Origin of the sequence: Roseivivax lentus, from assembly GCF_900156805.1 — a bacterium.
In the GTDB taxonomy this organism is placed as follows: Bacteria; Pseudomonadota; Alphaproteobacteria; order Rhodobacterales; family Rhodobacteraceae; genus Roseivivax; species Roseivivax lentus.
The window spans coordinates 621,460-637,740 of the sequence record NZ_FTOQ01000002.1 but is presented as its reverse complement, the minus strand read 5'-3'; the positions used below and the strand labels follow the sequence as shown (position 1 = coordinate 637,740).

Sequence of the window (16,281 nt, the reverse complement as noted above, 5' to 3'; positions counted from 1 at the left end):
AGCGCTTCGATCTCGTCCTGCGCTGTGCGGCTGGCGCCCGGCTGCGCTTGGCTGGCCTGTCTCACGATGCGGCATTCGCCCTTTTTTTCCCGGATCGCAGTGCCGCAGGCCCGGGCTTTCCCTTGCCCCTCCGCGCGATATGTTGCACCAGAGGCGCGACACGAGGATCGACCGAAAGGACACGGAAAAGCATGGCGGACGGATCGATGGATATCAATGCCAAACCGACGGTCGAACATTCGGTGCGCGAGGTCTTCGGCATCGACACCGATATGGTGGTGCACGGCTTCCCCGAAGCGAGCGACCGGGTGCCCGATATCGATTCGACCTACAAGTTCGACCCCGACACCACGCTGGCGATTCTCGCAGGGTTCGAGCACAACCGCCGGGTGATGATCCAGGGGTATCACGGCACCGGCAAGTCGACCCATATCGAGCAGGTCGCGGCCCGGCTGAACTGGCCCGCGGTGCGCGTCAATCTCGACAGCCATATCAGCCGGATCGACCTCATCGGCAAGGACGCGATCCGCCTGGTGGACGGCAAGCAGACCACGCAATTCCAGGAAGGCATCCTGCCCTGGGCGCTGCGCAACCCGACCGCCATCGTCTTCGACGAATACGATGCGGGCCGCGCCGACGTGATGTTTGTGATCCAGCGCGTGCTCGAGGTGGACGGCAAGCTGACGCTTCTCGATCAGAACGAGGTGATCCACCCGCATCCCTATTTCCGCATCTTCGCGACCTCGAACACCGTGGGTCTCGGGGATACGACCGGGCTCTATCACGGCACCCAGCAGATCAACCAGGGCCAGATGGACCGCTGGTCGCTGGTTGCCACGCTGAACTACCTGCCGGTCGATGCCGAGGTCGAGATCGTGATCTCGAAAAACCCCGCCTACGACACCGAGAAGGGCCGCCGCCAGGTGCGCCAGATGGTGACCGTTGCGGAACTGACCCGCACCGCCTTCATGAACGGCGACCTGTCCACGGTGATGAGCCCGCGCACGGTGATCGCCTGGGCGCAGAACACGCAGATCTTCGGCAATACCGGCTATGCCTTCCGCGTCTCGTTCCTCAACAAGTGCGACGAGCTGGAGCGCCAGACCGTGGCGGAATTCTACCAGCGCTGCTTCGACGAGGAACTCCCCGAAAGCGCCGCCAGCGTCGCGATGAAGTAAGCCGCCCGGGCAGGACGCCCGGCGGCGCATCCCGCGCAATCGCCTGCCCGCGCCACCACCTGAGCGGCGCGCACCTTTCCGATGCGCCGCGCCACCAGGCGGCGCCCGCCCCGCGCCCCGTCACTTGCCCGCCGCAAGCGTCTCCGCCCCGCCGACATCCGCGTGTCCCTGATCGGGCAGGCGCGCCGCCGCCCTGTCACGGCCGGACCGAAAATACCTCTCGGGGGAGCGCGAGGGGGCAGACAGCCCCCTCGCTTTCTGCGCGCGCCATTGATCCAAGGATAATGGCGGTGGGGCAGACAGCCCTCTCGCCTTCTGCGCGCGCCATTGATCCAAGGAAAATGGCGGTGGGGCAGACAGCCCCCTCGCCTTCAACGCGCGCCATTGATCCAAGGATAATGGCGGTGGGGCAGACAGCCCCCTCGCCTTCTGCGCGCGCCCCTCGCCCTACTCGACGAAAGCAGAGCCAAAAGCCCCCGCAGCCTGCCGTCGCTCAGCCCGCCCGCAGGCCGATCACCTCGCGCTCGGTCACGATCATGTCGAGCGGCGCGTCGGTGGGCTCGAGCGGCAGCCGCGCGACCTCCTGCGCGGCATAGGCAAAGCCAACCGCCAGCGTGGCGCGCGCGGCGCGCAGTTCCGCAAGCGTGCGGTCGTAGAAGCCGCCGCCATAGCCCAGCCGCGCGCCGTCGCGGGTGAAGGCCAGGAGCGGCACGATCAGGATCTCGGGCACGAGAAAGTCCTGAACCTCGGGCACCTGCGCGCCGAAGGGGCCCGGGACCATGGCGCAGCCCGGCTCCCAGCGGGCAAAGCGCAGCGGGCGGCCCGCGCCTTCGATCACCGGCAGGGCGACGGGGCCGTGGGCCGCGGCCTCCTCCATCGCGGGGCGCGGATCGATCTCGGTGCGGATCGGCCAATAGCCCGAAAGCGGCACGCCGCGATAGCCCGCCAGCACCTCAGAAAGATGCCCGGCGCGGCCCGGCCCATGCGCCGCATGGGCCGCGGCCCGGGCGGCGAAGGCGGCCTCGCGGGCGGCGGCCTTGGCCTCGGCGAGGCTCACAGCAGCACGGCCGAGGCGAGGCCGAGAAAGGCGAAGAAGCCCACCACATCGGTCACGGTGGTCACGAAGGTGCCGGAGGCGAGCGCGGGATCGACGCGCAGCTTTTCCAGCACGATCGGGATGCCGATCCCCGCCAGCGCCGCGGCCAGCATGTTGATGATCATCGCCGCGAAGATCACCCAGCCCAGCGTCGTCGAGCCGAACCAGATCAGCCCGACGATGCCCATGACCACGGCGAAGGCGACCCCCATGATGAGGCCCACAGCCGCCTCGCGCCGGATCACCCGCCAGGCGTTGGAGCCGGTGAGGTCGCGCGTCGCCAGCGCCCGCACCGCCACGGTCAGCGATTGCGTGCCCGCATTGCCGCCCATCGAGGCGACGATGGGCATCAGCACCGCGAGCGCGGTGATCTGGGCGATGGCCGCCTCGAATTGCGCGATCACCAGCGAGGCGAGGATCGCGGTGGCGAGGTTCACCGCGAGCCAGGGAAACCGCTGCCGGGTGGTCTCGAGCGCCGTGTCCGACAGCGAGCTTTCCTCGCCCACACCGGCCAGGCGCAGGATGTCCTCTTCGTGTTCCTCGTCGAGGACCATCATCGCGTCGTCGATGGTGATCACGCCGACCAGCCGCTCGTTCTCGTCCACCACCGGGGCCGAGATCAGGTGATACTGGTTGAACGCATAGGCGACATCGGCCTCGGGCCGGGTCACCGGGATGACGTGGAAGCTCGCATCGGTGATGTCAGACAGCTTGACCGGGCGCGGCGAGGACATGAGCTTGCCCAGCGCCACCTTGCCCACGGGTTTCATCCGCGGATCGACCAGGATGACGTGGTAGAACTGGTCCGGCAGGTCCTCGGTCGCGCGCATGTAGTCGATGGCCTCGCCCACGGTCCAGTGCTCGGGCGCCATGACGACCTCGCGCTGCATCAGGCGGCCGGCGGAATAATCCGGGAATTCCAGCGATTGCTCGATGGCGAGGCGGTCGCGGTCGGTCAGCGCACCGAGGATCGAGTCGCGCTGCTCGGCCTCGAGATCCTCCAGCAGGTCGACCACATCGTCGGAATCAAGCTCGCGCACCGCCTCGGCCAGCACCTCGGGCTTGAGGATGCGGATGACCTCCTCGCGGATGCCCTCGTCGAGCTCGGTCAGGATCTCGCCGTCGAATTCGCGGTCGTATAGCCGGATCAGCGCGGCCCGGTCGGCGGCGTCGATCTGTTCCAGCATGTCGGCGATGTCGGCGGCATGCAGCGGCTCCATGAGCGCAACCAGCGTCTCGCGTGCCCCGGCCTCGACCGCCTCGAGGATGGCGGCGATGGTGCGCGGCGACAACGCGTAGGCGTCGTCATCCTCGGTCTCGGGTTCGGGGGCGATATCGGGCTCTTGCACCATGGCGGGGTCCTCGTGCGCATTTCGTCGGAGACTAGGGCAGCGCCCGGGAAAGCAACAGGGCGGATCGACAATTTACCATGGCCGCGGAGGCGCGTAGGGTCGCGCGCGGCGGAGACTGGAAACGGGCCGCGCGGCGGGGATTTGCGCGCATTCAGAGGCGGCCGGTGCGGGCCGCCGGGACCGCGCGGGCGCGGCCCGCAGGACGGCCATGGGCAGGGAGACAGGCGAGATGCAGGACGCGGCATTGCTGAGCGGGCGGGTGCTGATCTGGGACGGCGCGCCGCTGCGCGAGGGGCCGGGTGCCGCCCGGATCGAGGACGACTGGGCCGTCGCGATCCGGGACGGCCGGATCGCCGCGCTCGGTCCTGCGGGCGAGCTGCGCCGCGCCCATCCGGACCTGCCCGAAACCCGCTATGGCCGCGACCTGATCTGCCCGGGCTTCGTCGATGCCCATGTGCATTATCCCCAGACCCGCATCATCGCGAGCTGGGGCAAACGCCTGATCGACTGGCTGGAGACCTACACCTTCCCCGAGGAGATGCGCTTTGACGACCCGGCCTATGCCCGCGCCGTGGCCGACAGCTATCTCGACCTGACCCGCGCGGCAGGCACCACGTGCGTCGCGAGCTATTGCACGTCGCATCCCGCTTCCGTCGATGCCTTCTTCGAGGCCGCCGAGGCGCGCGGCCAGCGGGTCTTCGCGGGCAAGACCTGCATGGACCGGAACGCGCCCGAAGCGCTTTGCGACACCGCCCAAAGCGCTTTGGACGACAGCGCGGCGCTGCTGGCGCGCTGGCATGGCCGCGGTCGGGCGTCGTATGTGATCACGCCGCGCTTCTCGCCCACCTCCTCGCCCGAACAGCTCGAAGCGCTGGGAGCGCTCTGGGCGCAGCATCCCGATTGCCTGATGCAGACGCACCTATCCGAGCAGACCGACGAGATCGCCTGGGTGGCGCAGCTCTTCCCCGAGGCGCGCGACTATCTCGACACCTATGAGCGCTTCGGCCTGCTGGGTGCCGGCGGGCTTTACGGCCACGCGATCCACCTCACCCCGCGCGAGGTGGACCGGCTGGCGGAGGTGGGCGCCGCAGTGATCCATTGTCCGACCTCCAACACCTTCATCGGATCGGGGCTGTTCGACATGGCGGGGCTCGTGGCGCGCGGCCTGCGCTTGGGGCTCGCCACCGATACCGGCGGGGGGTCGTCCTTCTCGATGCTGCGCACCATGGCCGCGGCCTACGAGATCGGGCAGTTGCGCGGCCACGCGCTGCACGCGGCGGAGCTGATGTGGCTGGCGACGGCCGGGTCGGCGGAAACCCTGGGCATGGCGGGCAAGATCGGGACGCTGGCGCCCGGGGCGGAGGCCGACCTTTGCGTGCTCGACCTCGCCTCGACCCCGGCCATCGCCCAGCGCGCGGCCCGCGCCGAAGATGCCTGGGAGGAGGTCTTCGCGACGATCATGCTGGGCGACGACCGCGCGGTGCGCGACACCTGGATCGGCGGACGGCGCGGCTGACCGCGCGGCGCGCGCCCTGTCCGCCGGAGCCATGCGTTTTCTGGAAAGGTGAACCCGGGGGGGGTGGCGCGGCCTGCCGGAGCGCGCCGCGCGGTCGATGCCGCGGGAGCCGAGGGCGGTCAAGGCGGGCGCGCCGCGCCGTCAGCTCTGTGCGGCGAGCGCCATCGCGCGGCGGTTCTGCGCGGCGATGGCGGCGGGCAGATCGATCGTGACCAACGTGCCGCCGGTGACGACCGGTCGGCCCTCCACGAAGAGGTCGCGCACGCGCATGGGGCCTGCGAGCAGAAGCGCGGCCTTGTCCCAGCTGCCCGCGGCCTCGATGCCGGTCATGTCCCAGACCGCGATATCGGCGCGCGCGCCCAATGCGATCCGGCCGCATTCCGGGCGGCCCAGCACCTCTGCCCCGCCGCGCGTCGCGATCCGAAGCGCCTCGCGCGCGCTCATCGCATCGGCGCCGCGGTCGACGCGCTGCAGCAGCATCGCCATCCGCGCCTCGGCGACGAGGTTGCCCGCGTCGTTCGAGGCCGAGCCGTCGACGCCGAGCCCGACCCGGACGCCCGCATCGCGCATGGCCCGCACCGGCGCGATGCCCGAGCCGAGGCGGCAATTCGAACAGGGGCAATGGGCGATGCCGGTGCGGGTCCGCGCGAAGAGGTCGATCTCCTGCGCGTCGAGCTTCACGCAATGGGCGTGCCAGACATCGTCGCCGGTCCAGCCCAGATCCTCGGCATATTGGCCGGGCCGGCAGCCGAAATGGGCGAGACTGTAGGCCACATCCTCGTCGTTCTCGGCCAGGTGCGTGTGCAGCATCACGCCCTTGTCGCGCGCCAGAAGCGCGGCGTCGCGCATCAATTCGCGGCTGACCGAGAAGGGCGAACAGGGCGCGACGCCGACGCGGATCATCGCGCCCGGGAGGGGGTCGTGGAAGGCGTCGATGACGCGGATCGCATCCTCGAGGATCGCCGCTTCGGGCTCCACCAGGCTGTCGGGCGGCAGGCCGCCGGCGCTGCGCCCGATGGACATCGCGCCGCGCGTGGGATGGAAGCGCAGCCCGATGTCGCGCGCCGCGTCGATCGTATCGTCGAGCCGGGCGCCGTTGGGATAGAGATAGAGATGGTCGGAGGTCAGCGTGCAGCCCGACAGCGCCAGTTCCGCAAGTCCGACCAGCGCCGAGAGGCGCATATCCTCAGGGCCCATCCGCGCCCAGATCGGGTAGAGCCGGTCGAGCCAGCCGAACAGGAGCGCATCCTGCGCGCCCGGCACCGCCCGGGTTAGGGTCTGGTAGAGGTGGTGATGGGTGTTCACGAGGCCGGGCGTGACGAGGCAGCCGCGCAGATCGTGCACGGCACCGCTGGTCTCGAGGTTCGGGCCGATCTCTGCGATGACACCGTCGCGGATGCGAATATCGCTGCCGCTCAGCTCAGTGCCGGTATCGTCCATCGTGAGGATCGTGTCGGCGTTGCGCAGGAGCCGTTCGGCCATCGGCTCAGCCTTTCAGGAGCACCAGCGCCGCGCGGTGCAGCTCCGGCGTGGCCGCGGCCAGCGCCGTGCCGCCCTGCAGCGCCGGGCCGCCCGACCAGTCGGTGACGATACCCCCCGCCGCCTCGATCACGGCAATCGGCGCCTGGATGTCGTAGGCGTTGAGGCCGGCCTCGATCACCAGGTCGATCTGTCCGCAGGCCAGAAGCGCATAGGCGTAGCAATCCATGCCGAAGCGGGTGAGTTCGACCCTGGCCGCGACCCGGTCGAAGGCGGCGCGCTGGCTTGGCGTGCCGACCTCTGGGAAGGTCGTCATCAGCCGGGCCCGGGCGAGATCGGTCGTGGCCCGCGCGGCCAGCGGATAGGACCCTTGCGGGCCGGTAACCTCGGCCTGCCCCATACCGCCCCGGAACCGTTCGCCGGTGAAGGGCTGATCGATGACGCCGTAAAGCACCCGGTCCGCGGTCGACAGCGCGATGAGCACACCCCAGGTGGGCGTGCCGCAGAGGAACCCGCGCGTGCCGTCGATCGGATCGAGCACCCAGGTCAGACCGCTTTCACCCGGTTGCGGGCCAAACTCCTCGCCCAGGATCGCATCCGCCGGGCGGCGGGTGGCGAGGATGTCGCGCATGGCCTGCTCGGCTGCGCGGTCGGCCTCGGTGACCGGATCGAACCCCGCCGCATCCTTGTTGTCCGCGCCAAGCTCCCGGCTGCGGAAATGCGGCAGGATGACGTCGCGCGCCATATCGGCCAGCAGATCGGCCGTGGCGAGAATATCGGCGCGATCCGCGTCGGTGAGAGCGAAATTCATGGACGGCTGGTCCGCAGGAAGCTGCGCCGGATCGCGGCGCGTGGTGTCGGGCTCACGCGGTGCCGGACGGGGCGCGCTCTTGCCGCGCGCCTCGTCGACCAACCGGGGCTTTCAGGCGACGTCGGAAAGCACCCGCGCCAGTTCGAACAGGCGCCGGCGCTGGTTTTCCGGGATCGCATAATAGGATCGCACGAGATCGAGCGCCTCCTTGTCACCGAGGATATCCGCGGGCACCTTGGCACCGGAGGCCGCATCCTCGGCCTTGTCTTCCGCCTCGTCGATGCCTTCGAAGAAGCAGCTGACCGGCACGTCGAGCGCATCGGCGATGTCCCAAAGACGCGATGCGGAAACGCGGTTGGCGCCGGTTTCGTATTTCTGGATCTGCTGGAACTTGATTCCCACCTTTTCGGCGAGCTGTTGCTGGGTCATCCCCACAAGCCATCGGCGATGGCGAATTCGTTTACCCACATGAACATCGACGGGATGCGTCATAACCTGTTCCCTTTGTTATGCGCCAGACGACCGCAGGGCACATCTTGCGGATATGCGTCTATCGGCGCGTCGGGTTTGAACACTCGTACCTAACACAGGCGATGGTCTGCCCAGCCAATCAGTCCCGCAAGGTTATAGCGAAATGTTATTACCATACAAGACGCAAGAACGTGTGCGGCAGTCGCGATACCGCCCATGGAAAGGCCGATTCGTGCCGACCCAAGCCGATTTTTGCGGCACCTCCCGGCGCGCTTGACGCTCGGGACCCGGACGCGCATCACGGGCATGCCCATTTGTCGAAGGATCCGAACATGCGCGCGTTGATCGTTGAAAGCCACGACACCCCTCCGCATCTGGCCGACGCGGTCATGCCGGAGCCCGGCCCCGCCGAGATCCGCGTCCGGATCGCGGCCTGCGGTCTGAACTTCGCGGATCTGCTGATGATGAAGGGCACCTACCAGGACACGCCGGCCCTGCCCTTCATCCTCGGCATGGAGGTCGCGGGCACAATCGACGCGGTGGGCGCCGATGTGACCGGCTTCGCGCCGGGCGACCGGGTCGCGGTCTTCGGCGGACGGGGCGGGCTGGCCGAATACGGCGTGTTCGAGGCGCGCCGGGCGGTCCACCTGCCCGATGCGATGAGCGCCGTGGACGCCGCGGCCTTCCAGATCGCCTACGGCACCAGTCACGTGGCGCTCGATCACCGGGCGCGGCTGCAGCCGGGCGAGACGCTTCTGGTGCTCGGTGCGGCGGGCGGAGTCGGCCTGACCGCGGTCGAGATCGGCAAGCTGATGGGTGCCACGGTCATCGCCTGCGCGCGCGGGGCGGACAAGCTCGCCGTGGCCGAACGGGCCGGTGCGGATCACCTGATCGACGCCGAGACCGCCGATCTGCGCGCCGAGGTCAAGGCGCTGGGCGGCGCCGACGTGGTCTACGATCCGGTCGGCGGCGAGCAGTTCGAAGCGGCGTTCCGCGCCTGCAATCCCGAGGCGCGGCTTCTGCCCATCGGCTTCGCCTCCGGCGACGTGCCGCAGATCAAGGCGAACCACCTTCTGGTGAAGAACCTGTCGATCATGGGGCTCTACTGGGGCGGATACCTGGCCTTCCGCCCGGAGGTCATCACGGACAGCCTGTCCACGCTGATGGGCTGGTATGCGGAGGGCCGCCTGAAGCCCCATGTCAGCCATGTCCTCCCGCTTGCGGAGGCCGCAGACGGGCTCGAACTGATGCGGCGGCGGAAATCCACGGGCAAGGTGGTGATCGAGATTGGCTGATCCGGGCGGCGCAGCCGCGCCCCGCCACAACTCGGCCAGCCATGCCGGTATCCGCGCGCCCATCCATACCCGCCATCGCGTCACGACCGACCTCTCCTCACGGCTCTGCCGGCAGGAGTACCGCCAATACCTTGCGCCTTTCCTAACGCCCGTGTGAAATCCGCCGGATCGCGTGCCGCACATCCCGCACGCCCCCTTCGAAGGACGCATCATGACCGACACGACCTTTACCCATGATGCCGAGGAGGATGCGCGCAACGACGCGCTCCTGCTGTGGCTGAACGGCGCGATGGTGCCGCGCGCGGAGGCCCGGGTGTCGATCTATGATTCGGGCTTCATGCTGGGCGACGGGGTGTGGGAGGGGCTGCGCCTCTACAACGGCAGATGGGCCTTTCTCGACGCCCATATCGCCCGCCTTTTCGAAGCCGCGAAGGCCATCGACCTCGAGATCGGGCTGACCGCGGAGGGCATCGTCGACGCGCTGGAAAAGACGCGCATTGCCAACGAGATGCAGACCGATGCTCATGCGCGGCTGATGGTGACCCGCGGGGTGAAGGCGCGGCCGTTCCAGCATCCCGGGCTGTCGCGTTCCGGCCCCACCGTCGCGATCATCATGGAGCATTCGCGCCCGCATCTGCCGCGTCCCATCCGGCTGGCCACCGTGCCGCATATCCGCGGCCTGCCAATGAGCCAGGACCCCAAGCTCAATTCCCATTCCAAGCTCAACTGCGTCCTCGCCTGCATCGCCGCCGAGAAGGCGGGCGCGGACGAGGCGCTGATGCTCGACGTGCATGGCTTCGTGAACACCACCAATGCCTGCAATTTCTTCATCGTGCGCCGGGGCGAGGTTTGGACCTCGACCGGAGATTATTGCATGAACGGCATCACGCGGGCGCAGGTGATCGATATCTGCCGCAGCGAAGGCATCCCGGTATTCGAGAAGAATTATTCCCTGACAGAGACTTACAGCGCGGAAGAGGCCTTTCTCACCGGCTCTTTCGGCGCCCAGACCCCGGTCTCCGAAATCGACGGGCGGCGGATCGGCGACGGCACGCTCGGCCCGGTGACCGCGCGTATCCGCGCGGCCTACATGCAGCGGGTCGGCGCATGAACATCGCGATGTGGTCGGGGCCGCGCAACCTCTCGACGGCGCTGATGTACGCCTTCGCGGCGCGGGGCGATTGCGCGGTCTGGGACGAGCCGTTCTACGCCGCCTACCTCGCCTGCACCGGGCTGGATCATCCGATGCGCGACGCGATCATCGCCGCGGGCGAGACGGATGCCGAGGTCGTGGCGCGGGACTGCACGCGAAATACGTCCGACAAGCCATTGTTTTATCAAAAACATATGTGTCAGCACATGGTGCCGGGCGTGCCACGGGACTGGCTCGGAGCGGTGCGCAACGTCTTTCTGATCCGCCATCCTGCCCGGGTGCTGGCGAGCTTTGCGTCGAAATACGAGGCGGCGCGGCTCGACGATATCGGATTCGTGCAACAGGACGCGCTTTACGATGCCGCGGCGGAGATGGGGCGCGAAGCGCCAATCGTCATCGATTCCAGCGACATACTGGCAGATCCTGATGCGAGCCTGCGCGCGCTTTGTGGCGCGCTGGGGATCGAATACAGCAAGTCCATGCTGCGCTGGCCCGCCGGTGCGAAACCCTATGACGGGGTCTGGGCGCCGGTCTGGTACGGGCAGGTCCATCGCTCCACCGGGTTTCAGCGCGGTGAAGCGGCCCTGCCGGTGCTCGCGCCACCCTATGATGCGGTCGCGGAGGCGGCGATGCCCTATTATACGCGCATGAAGGCGCGCGCCCTGAAGATCGCGGGCTAGAGCGCGGCGAAGCCCGCGCGCAGCAGTTCCGCGAGGGCGGCGGCGGGCGCCTCGACCGCGCGCTCGGCATAGAGGTTGATCTTGGTCGTGCCGAGATCGGGCAGCGCGCCGCCCGCCTCGATTTCGGCCAGTTGCGGGGGCGCATGCCCCTCGATCAGCGCGACGACCCCCAGATCGGCGGACACCGCCGCCTCGATCGAGCGGTCGCTTTCGCTTTCGATCACCTGAAACCACGCAATCTCCGAGGCGTCGAGGGCGCGGATCACCGTGCCGCGGAAGGCGCAGTTCCGGGTCTGCGCATAGGGCAAGGGGCGCTGGCGCCAGGCATTGCCCCCCGGCGCGCCGTACCATCGCAGCGGCGCCTCGGTCAGCGTCTCGGCGCGCCGCTCTTCCTGGGTGGTGAGAATCAGATCGAGCTCACCTTTGTCGTACATGTCCAGCAGCTTGACCGTCGGATGCGTGACGAGCTGCAGGCGCATGCGCGGGAAGCGGACTGCGAAATCCTGCATGGCGCGGGGCACCACCGGATAGAGAATGTCCTCGGGCACGCCGAGGGTGATCTCGCCTTCCAGCGCATCGGCGGTCAAGAGCGCGTAGACCTCGTCATTGAGGCCGATCATGCGCCGCGCGTAACTCAGAAGCTGCTCGCCCGCCGCGGTCAGTGCCACGCCCCGCCCGGCGCGCTCCAGCAGCGGGACATTCAGCGTCTCCTCGAGGCGCTTGAGCTGCATCGACACTGCCGATTGCGTCAGGTTGAGCATCCGCGCGGCCCGGGTGACGCCGCCATGATCGGCCACGGCCGCGAAGGAGCGCAGGGCGGTCAGATCGAGATTGCGCATGACCCCTCCAATTCATCACGTTTCGTGATGCAATACCTCAAAAACATTCGTTTCACAAATGAACACCGGACCCTCATATATCACCCATACAGATCAATAGATACGATCCGATCACGAATCCTGAAAGGTTGCCCCATGGCCCTCACCGATATCCTGCCCCGCGCCCTGTCCCGCCGTCCCCGTCCGCTGGGCGAACGCCTTGCGCGGATGACCGCGCTGGCCCGCCAGCGCCGCGCCCTGGGCGATCTCGATCCGCATCTGCTGCGCGATATCGGCGTGAGCCGCGACGAGGCGCTCGAAGAGGCTGCGCGCCTGCCCTGGGATGCGCCCGCGCATTGGCACGGCTGACCGTTTCGGCTGACCGCGCGGGCAATGACACGATTGTTTCCCGCAAATGCACCGGAAATTCTTGAAAAGCCTGTTTGGAGCCCCGATATTTCGTCAGAGTTCCGGCGCCCTGCCGGATATGCACAATTCGGAGGAAAGAATGGCTGAATACGGAACCGTTCGGACTGGCGCCGCCGCCGGCGCGCGTACGGCTCAGATTGATGAGGGCCTTCGCGCCCATATGAACAAGGTCTACGGCACCATGTCCGTGGGCATGTTCCTGACCTTCCTTGTGGCTTGGGCCGTCGGCTCCAGCCCGCAATTGCTGGGTATCTTCCGCGACCCCGCCACCCTGCAGCCCAATATCCTGGGCTGGATCGTGATGTTCGCACCCCTCATCATGGTGTTCGCCTTCGGTGCCGCGATCAACCGGCTCTCCGCAGCCGGTGCGCAGACCTTCTTCTACGTCTTCGCCGCGGTGATGGGTCTGTCGCTGTCGTGGATCTTCGTGGCCTTCACCGGCGTCTCGATCGCGCAGGTGTTCCTGGTGACCTCGATCTCCTTCGCGGGTCTGTCGCTCTTCGGCTACACCACCAAGAAGGATCTGTCAGGTTGGGGCACCTTCCTGATGATGGGCGTGATCGGCCTCGTCGTGGCCTCGATCATCAACATCTTCCTGCAGAGCCCGGCGATCATGTTCGCGGTCTCGATCCTCGGCGTGCTGATTTTCGCGGGTCTGACCGCGTATGACACGCAGTCGATCAAGAACGAGTATGTCGAGCATGCCCGCCACGCCGATCAGGAATGGCTCGGCAAGTCGGCGATCATGGGCGCGCTGCGTCTCTACCTCGACTTCATCAACATGTTCATGTTCCTGCTGCAGCTGTTCGGCAATCGCGAATAATCTCAGCTGGAACTGACAAGACGACGACCGCCGGAGCCTGCGCTCCGGCGGTTTTTTCATGCGCGGACGCGGGGTCATCTGCCGGGGCGTGCGACGCGCGCACAGCTGCCGCACGCGCATACCGAAGCGGCTTTTAGCCTGATGATTTCAAACGAAAACCCAGTCCGATCCCATCTGCCGAAGCGCCGCCCGTCTCGGGCTCAGGGAAAGAATGGTGCGGTCGAGAAGACTCGAACTTCCACGGGAGTTACCCCACAGCGACCTCAACGCTGCGCGTCTACCAATTCCGCCACGACCGCACTGTCTGTGACTTGGTGGCGTGCGTATAGATGAGGCGTCTGACCTTGTGAAGGGGTCTTTTGGCGATTTTTTCGGGGCCTCCCGGACAGCCGCCGGACGGGCTTGGATGCGGAGGGGACGGCGGGCCCGGGGGGCGGCTTTCCTCCGCCCGCGCGGCAGGATATGAGCGGGCCAGCAGGCAGGGAGACGGCCATGGTGGAGTGGCGCATCGCGGATGGACTGACCGGGTATGCCGAGGCCGTGGCTTTCATGGAAGCCCGCGCCGAAGCCATCGCGGCGGGTGAGGCCGAGGAGCTGGTCTGGCTCGTCGAACACCCCCCGCTCTACACCGCGGGCACCTCCGCGCGGCGCGAAGACCTGAAGGATGCCGACCGCTTTCCGGTCTATGAGAGCAAGCGCGGCGGGCAATACACCTATCACGGGCCGGGCCAGCGCGTGGCCTATACCATGCTCGATGTGGGCCGCCGGGGCCGCGACGTGCGCCGCTTCGTGGCCGATCTCGAGGCCTGGGTGATCGGTGCTCTGGGCGAGTTCGGGCTCACGGGCCATATCCGCGAGGGCCGCGTCGGCGTCTGGATCGAGCGGCCAGAAAAGCCCCGGACCGTCACCGGCGCTCTGGCAGAGGACAAGATCGCGGCCATCGGCATCCGCCTGCGCCGCTGGGTCAGCTTTCACGGCGTGTCGATCAACGTGGAGCCGGACTTGAGCCATTTCGACGGCATCGTTCCCTGCGGCATCACCGAATACGGCGTGACGAGCCTCGTCGATCTGGGCCTGCCGGTAACGATGGACGATGTGGACGTGGCGCTGCGGCGATCCTTCGACGCGGTCTTCGGGGACGCGCCCCCGGACTAGCGCGCCGCGCGCCGCAAAATGCGACACCTGGTCCTGCACCTGCCTTCGTTCCAGGCACGAAACCCCGGTCATGCACGGATTTCACCTTGCACCCGCAGCATCGAGCCGCATGTTAGCGCGAACGACCCCCCGGCGACCAAGGAGAGTCCGATGTCCGAATGGTGGAAAGACGGCGTCATCTACCAGATCTATCCGCGCAGCTTCCAGGACACGAACGGCGACGGCGTCGGCGATCTGAAGGGCATCGCAGCGCGGCTCGACCACCTCGTCGATCTGGGCGTCGATGCGGCCTGGATCTCGCCCATCTACCCCTCGCCGATGAAGGATGCGGGCTACGACGTGTCGGATTACACCGGCATCGACCCGACCTTCGGCACGCTCGAGGATTTCGAGGACCTGATCGCCGCCGCCCATGGGCGCGGACTCAAGGTGCTCCTGGATTTCGTGCCGAGCCACACCTCGGACCAGCATCCCTGGTTCCTCGATGCCTGCGCGTCGAAGGACAGCCCCAAGCGCGACTGGTATGTCTGGCGCGACCCGAAGCCCGACGGCAGCCCGCCCACCAACTGGATCAGCGAGTTCGCCGGCCCCGCCTGGACCTTTCACGAGGCGACCGGGCAATTTTACATGCATATCTTCCTGACCGAGCAGCCGAGCCTCAACTGGCACAATCCCGAGCTGCGCGCGGCCATGTACGACGTGATGCGCACCTGGTTCGACCGGGGTGTGGACGGGTTCCGCGTCGATGCGGTGGAGAACATGGTCCCGAACCCCGAGGCCGGGGACAATCCGCCCAATCCCGAATGGGTGGAGAGCATGGGACCGGCGCGCAGCCATCTCGGCACGAACACCAAGCACCAGCCGGAGATCTTCGAGATCGCCCGCGAAATGCGCGAAGTGGCCGAGGAATACGACCCGCCGCGCCTGTTGGTGGGCGAAGCCTACGGCGAGACCGAACAGGTCATGCGCTATTACGGCGAGAAGCTCGACGCCTTCCAGCAGCCCTTCAACTTCATGCTGATCGAGACCGAATGGGAGGCCGACAACCTCGCCACGCTGATCGCCGAATACGAGGCCGCCCTGCCCGAGGGCGCCTGGCCCAACTGGGTGCTCGGCAACCATGACCGCGCGCGCATCGCCAGCCGCATCGGCCCCGACCGCGCCCGCGCCGCCGCGCTCATGCTGCTGACCCTGCGCGGCACGCCCACCATCTACCAGGGCGAGGAGCTGGGCATGGAGAACGTCCCCGTCCCCGCCGACCGCGTGCAGGACCCCTGGGAAAAGAACGTGCCCGGGCAAGGGCTTGGCCGCGATCCGGTGCGCACGCCCATCGCCTGGGAAGACGCCCCCCATGGCGGCTTCTCGGACGTGACGCCCTGGCTGCCCATGGACCTCGCGCCGGAACGGATCGTCGCCCGGCAAAGCAACGACCCGGGCTCCATGCTGGCCTTCTACCGCCGGCTTCTGGCGCTGCGCCGCGAACGCGACGCCTTGCGCCGGGGCGATCTGGAGGGCCTGCGCGCCGAGGACGGCGTGCTTTACTATTCCCGCCGCGCGGGCGAGGAGATCGCCCATGTGGCGATCAACTGGGGCGACGCACCGGTGGACGCGCCCCTGCCCGGCTCGGTGGTGCTGGCCACCGACGACGTGGAGGACGGGCCGCTGGCGCCGGGGGCGGGGCGGTTGTCGCTGGGCTGACCTCGCTTGGCGCGCGCATTCTCGAAAGCTGATCGGATCGACGCGGGCCCTGCCCGCGCCGATCCGCTGGAGGCGCTGCCTCCAGACCTCCGGAGGTATTTTCGGTCCGATCGTGACAGGGGGCGCGCCCTGCCGGGTTCGGGACACCCCGGGCGGCGCGGTCGGGGCGTTGGCGCGACGAAGCGGCGGGCCGGAAGCGCGCGGCGGGCGCGCCCCGGGGTTTCGCGCAATCTGCCCCGGCCCGGCCGGGCGGCCTTGACAGCGCGCGGCCCGAAACTGTCAGGCGAGAGTGACAGCTTTCCGGGAAACCGGACATCTGCGACAAAA

General features: G+C 67.9%; 15 protein-coding genes and 1 tRNA gene. 9 read left to right on the top strand and 7 right to left on the bottom strand.

From position 1 onward, the window contains the following. Window positions 1–191 precede the first annotated feature (191 nt). Window positions 192–1,178: a cobaltochelatase subunit CobS gene (gene cobS, locus BW990_RS06710; RefSeq protein WP_076446221.1), complete on the top strand. Its 987-nt coding sequence runs from the start codon at window positions 192–194 to the stop codon at window positions 1,176–1,178. Between the two features lie 493 nt (window positions 1,179–1,671). Here the strand turns inward: cobS and BW990_RS06705 are convergent, their stop codons facing one another. Together BW990_RS06705 and mgtE are read right to left on the bottom strand one after the other, a co-directional pair. Next, window positions 1,672–2,235, bottom strand: a complete 564-nt coding sequence (locus tag BW990_RS06705; protein ID WP_076446219.1) for a 5-formyltetrahydrofolate cyclo-ligase — start codon at window positions 2,233–2,235, stop codon at window positions 1,672–1,674. Beyond that, on the bottom strand, window positions 2,232–3,626 hold the full coding sequence (gene mgtE, locus BW990_RS06700) for a magnesium transporter (RefSeq protein ID WP_076446217.1): 1,395 nt from the start codon (window positions 3,624–3,626) through the stop codon (window positions 2,232–2,234). Before mgtE ends, BW990_RS06705 begins: the two co-directional genes overlap by 4 nt. A gap of 229 nt (window positions 3,627–3,855) precedes the next feature. Here mgtE and guaD point away from each other — a divergent pair, with 229 nt between their 5' ends. Then, the gene (gene guaD / locus BW990_RS06695) at window positions 3,856–5,142 is read left to right on the top strand and encodes a guanine deaminase (RefSeq protein WP_076446407.1); all 1,287 of its coding nucleotides are present in this window, start codon (window positions 3,856–3,858) and stop codon (window positions 5,140–5,142) included. Window positions 5,143–5,283: 141 nt separating this feature from the next. Here guaD and BW990_RS06690 read toward each other — a convergent pair whose 3' ends face one another. From BW990_RS06690 to BW990_RS06680, 3 genes are all read right to left on the bottom strand, one after another. Further along, the gene (locus BW990_RS06690; RefSeq protein WP_076446216.1) at window positions 5,284–6,624 is read right to left on the bottom strand and encodes an 8-oxoguanine deaminase; all 1,341 of its coding nucleotides are present in this window, start codon (window positions 6,622–6,624) and stop codon (window positions 5,284–5,286) included. A 4-nt stretch (window positions 6,625–6,628) separates the two neighbouring features. Continuing rightward, window positions 6,629–7,432 carry a histidinol-phosphatase gene (gene hisN / locus BW990_RS06685; protein ID WP_076446405.1) on the bottom strand — a complete coding sequence of 268 codons (804 nt, stop codon included), beginning with the start codon at window positions 7,430–7,432 and terminating at the stop codon, window positions 6,629–6,631. 111 nt (window positions 7,433–7,543) lie between these two features. Next, window positions 7,544–7,924 carry a helix-turn-helix domain-containing protein gene (locus BW990_RS06680; RefSeq protein WP_076446214.1) on the bottom strand — a complete coding sequence of 127 codons (381 nt, stop codon included), beginning with the start codon at window positions 7,922–7,924 and terminating at the stop codon, window positions 7,544–7,546. Window positions 7,925–8,235: 311 nt separating this feature from the next. On the opposite strand from BW990_RS06680, the gene BW990_RS06675 reads away from it, so the two are divergent. From BW990_RS06675 to BW990_RS06665, 3 genes are all read left to right on the top strand, one after another. Further along, the gene (locus BW990_RS06675) at window positions 8,236–9,198 is read left to right on the top strand and encodes an NADPH:quinone oxidoreductase family protein (RefSeq protein WP_076446213.1); all 963 of its coding nucleotides are present in this window, start codon (window positions 8,236–8,238) and stop codon (window positions 9,196–9,198) included. Window positions 9,199–9,409: 211 nt separating this feature from the next. Then, window positions 9,410–10,309, top strand: a complete 900-nt coding sequence (locus BW990_RS06670) for a D-amino acid aminotransferase (protein ID WP_076446211.1) — start codon at window positions 9,410–9,412, stop codon at window positions 10,307–10,309. After that, window positions 10,306–11,031: a sulfotransferase-like domain-containing protein gene (locus tag BW990_RS06665; RefSeq protein WP_076446209.1), complete on the top strand. Its 726-nt coding sequence runs from the start codon at window positions 10,306–10,308 to the stop codon at window positions 11,029–11,031. The genes BW990_RS06670 and BW990_RS06665 overlap by 4 nt, the downstream gene beginning before the upstream one ends. On the opposite strand, the gene BW990_RS06660 is transcribed toward BW990_RS06665, so the two are convergent. Further along, window positions 11,028–11,870, bottom strand: a complete 843-nt coding sequence (locus BW990_RS06660) for a LysR family transcriptional regulator (protein WP_076446207.1) — start codon at window positions 11,868–11,870, stop codon at window positions 11,028–11,030. The genes BW990_RS06665 and BW990_RS06660 overlap by 4 nt on opposite strands. Window positions 11,871–12,005: 135 nt before the next feature. On the opposite strand from BW990_RS06660, the gene BW990_RS06655 reads away from it, so the two are divergent. Both BW990_RS06655 and BW990_RS06650 read left to right on the top strand, forming a co-directional pair. Continuing rightward, complete coding sequence (locus BW990_RS06655) at window positions 12,006–12,218, top strand: DUF1127 domain-containing protein (RefSeq protein WP_076446205.1); 213 nt, start codon at window positions 12,006–12,008, stop codon at window positions 12,216–12,218. Window positions 12,219–12,357: 139 nt separating this feature from the next. Then, window positions 12,358–13,101: a Bax inhibitor-1/YccA family protein gene (locus BW990_RS06650; RefSeq protein ID WP_076446203.1), complete on the top strand. Its 744-nt coding sequence runs from the start codon at window positions 12,358–12,360 to the stop codon at window positions 13,099–13,101. Window positions 13,102–13,313: 212 nt separating this feature from the next. On the opposite strand, the gene BW990_RS06645 is transcribed toward BW990_RS06650, so the two are convergent. After that, window positions 13,314–13,400: transfer RNA gene (locus BW990_RS06645), tRNA-Leu, on the bottom strand. A gap of 193 nt (window positions 13,401–13,593) precedes the next feature. On the opposite strand from BW990_RS06645, the gene lipB reads away from it, so the two are divergent. Together lipB and BW990_RS06635 are read left to right on the top strand one after the other, a co-directional pair. After that, window positions 13,594–14,256 (top strand): lipoyl(octanoyl) transferase LipB, encoded by a 663-nt coding sequence (lipB, locus tag BW990_RS06640; protein ID WP_076446201.1) that lies wholly within the window; start codon window positions 13,594–13,596, stop codon window positions 14,254–14,256. A gap of 150 nt (window positions 14,257–14,406) precedes the next feature. Continuing rightward, on the top strand, window positions 14,407–15,954 hold the full coding sequence (locus BW990_RS06635; protein ID WP_076446199.1) for an alpha-amylase family glycosyl hydrolase: 1,548 nt from the start codon (window positions 14,407–14,409) through the stop codon (window positions 15,952–15,954). The last annotated feature ends 327 nt before the right edge of the window (window positions 15,955–16,281 follow it).

Coding starts and splice junctions, on each gene's coding strand:
- cobS (WP_076446221.1), top strand. CDS start 192: ATGGCGGACGGATCGATGGATATCAATGCCAAACCGACGGTCGAACAT.
- mgtE (WP_076446217.1), bottom strand. CDS start 3,626: ATGGTGCAAGAGCCCGATATCGCCCCCGAACCCGAGACCGAGGATGAC.
- guaD (WP_076446407.1), top strand. CDS start 3,856: ATGCAGGACGCGGCATTGCTGAGCGGGCGGGTGCTGATCTGGGACGGC.
- BW990_RS06690 (WP_076446216.1), bottom strand. CDS start 6,624: ATGGCCGAACGGCTCCTGCGCAACGCCGACACGATCCTCACGATGGAC.
- hisN (WP_076446405.1), bottom strand. CDS start 7,432: ATGAATTTCGCTCTCACCGACGCGGATCGCGCCGATATTCTCGCCACG.
- BW990_RS06680 (WP_076446214.1), bottom strand. CDS start 7,924: ATGACGCATCCCGTCGATGTTCATGTGGGTAAACGAATTCGCCATCGC.
- BW990_RS06675 (WP_076446213.1), top strand. CDS start 8,236: ATGCGCGCGTTGATCGTTGAAAGCCACGACACCCCTCCGCATCTGGCC.
- BW990_RS06670 (WP_076446211.1), top strand. CDS start 9,410: ATGACCGACACGACCTTTACCCATGATGCCGAGGAGGATGCGCGCAAC.
- BW990_RS06665 (WP_076446209.1), top strand. CDS start 10,306: ATGAACATCGCGATGTGGTCGGGGCCGCGCAACCTCTCGACGGCGCTG.
- BW990_RS06660 (WP_076446207.1), bottom strand. CDS start 11,870: ATGCGCAATCTCGATCTGACCGCCCTGCGCTCCTTCGCGGCCGTGGCC.
- BW990_RS06655 (WP_076446205.1), top strand. CDS start 12,006: ATGGCCCTCACCGATATCCTGCCCCGCGCCCTGTCCCGCCGTCCCCGT.
- BW990_RS06650 (WP_076446203.1), top strand. CDS start 12,358: ATGGCTGAATACGGAACCGTTCGGACTGGCGCCGCCGCCGGCGCGCGT.
- lipB (WP_076446201.1), top strand. CDS start 13,594: ATGGTGGAGTGGCGCATCGCGGATGGACTGACCGGGTATGCCGAGGCC.
- BW990_RS06635 (WP_076446199.1), top strand. CDS start 14,407: ATGTCCGAATGGTGGAAAGACGGCGTCATCTACCAGATCTATCCGCGC.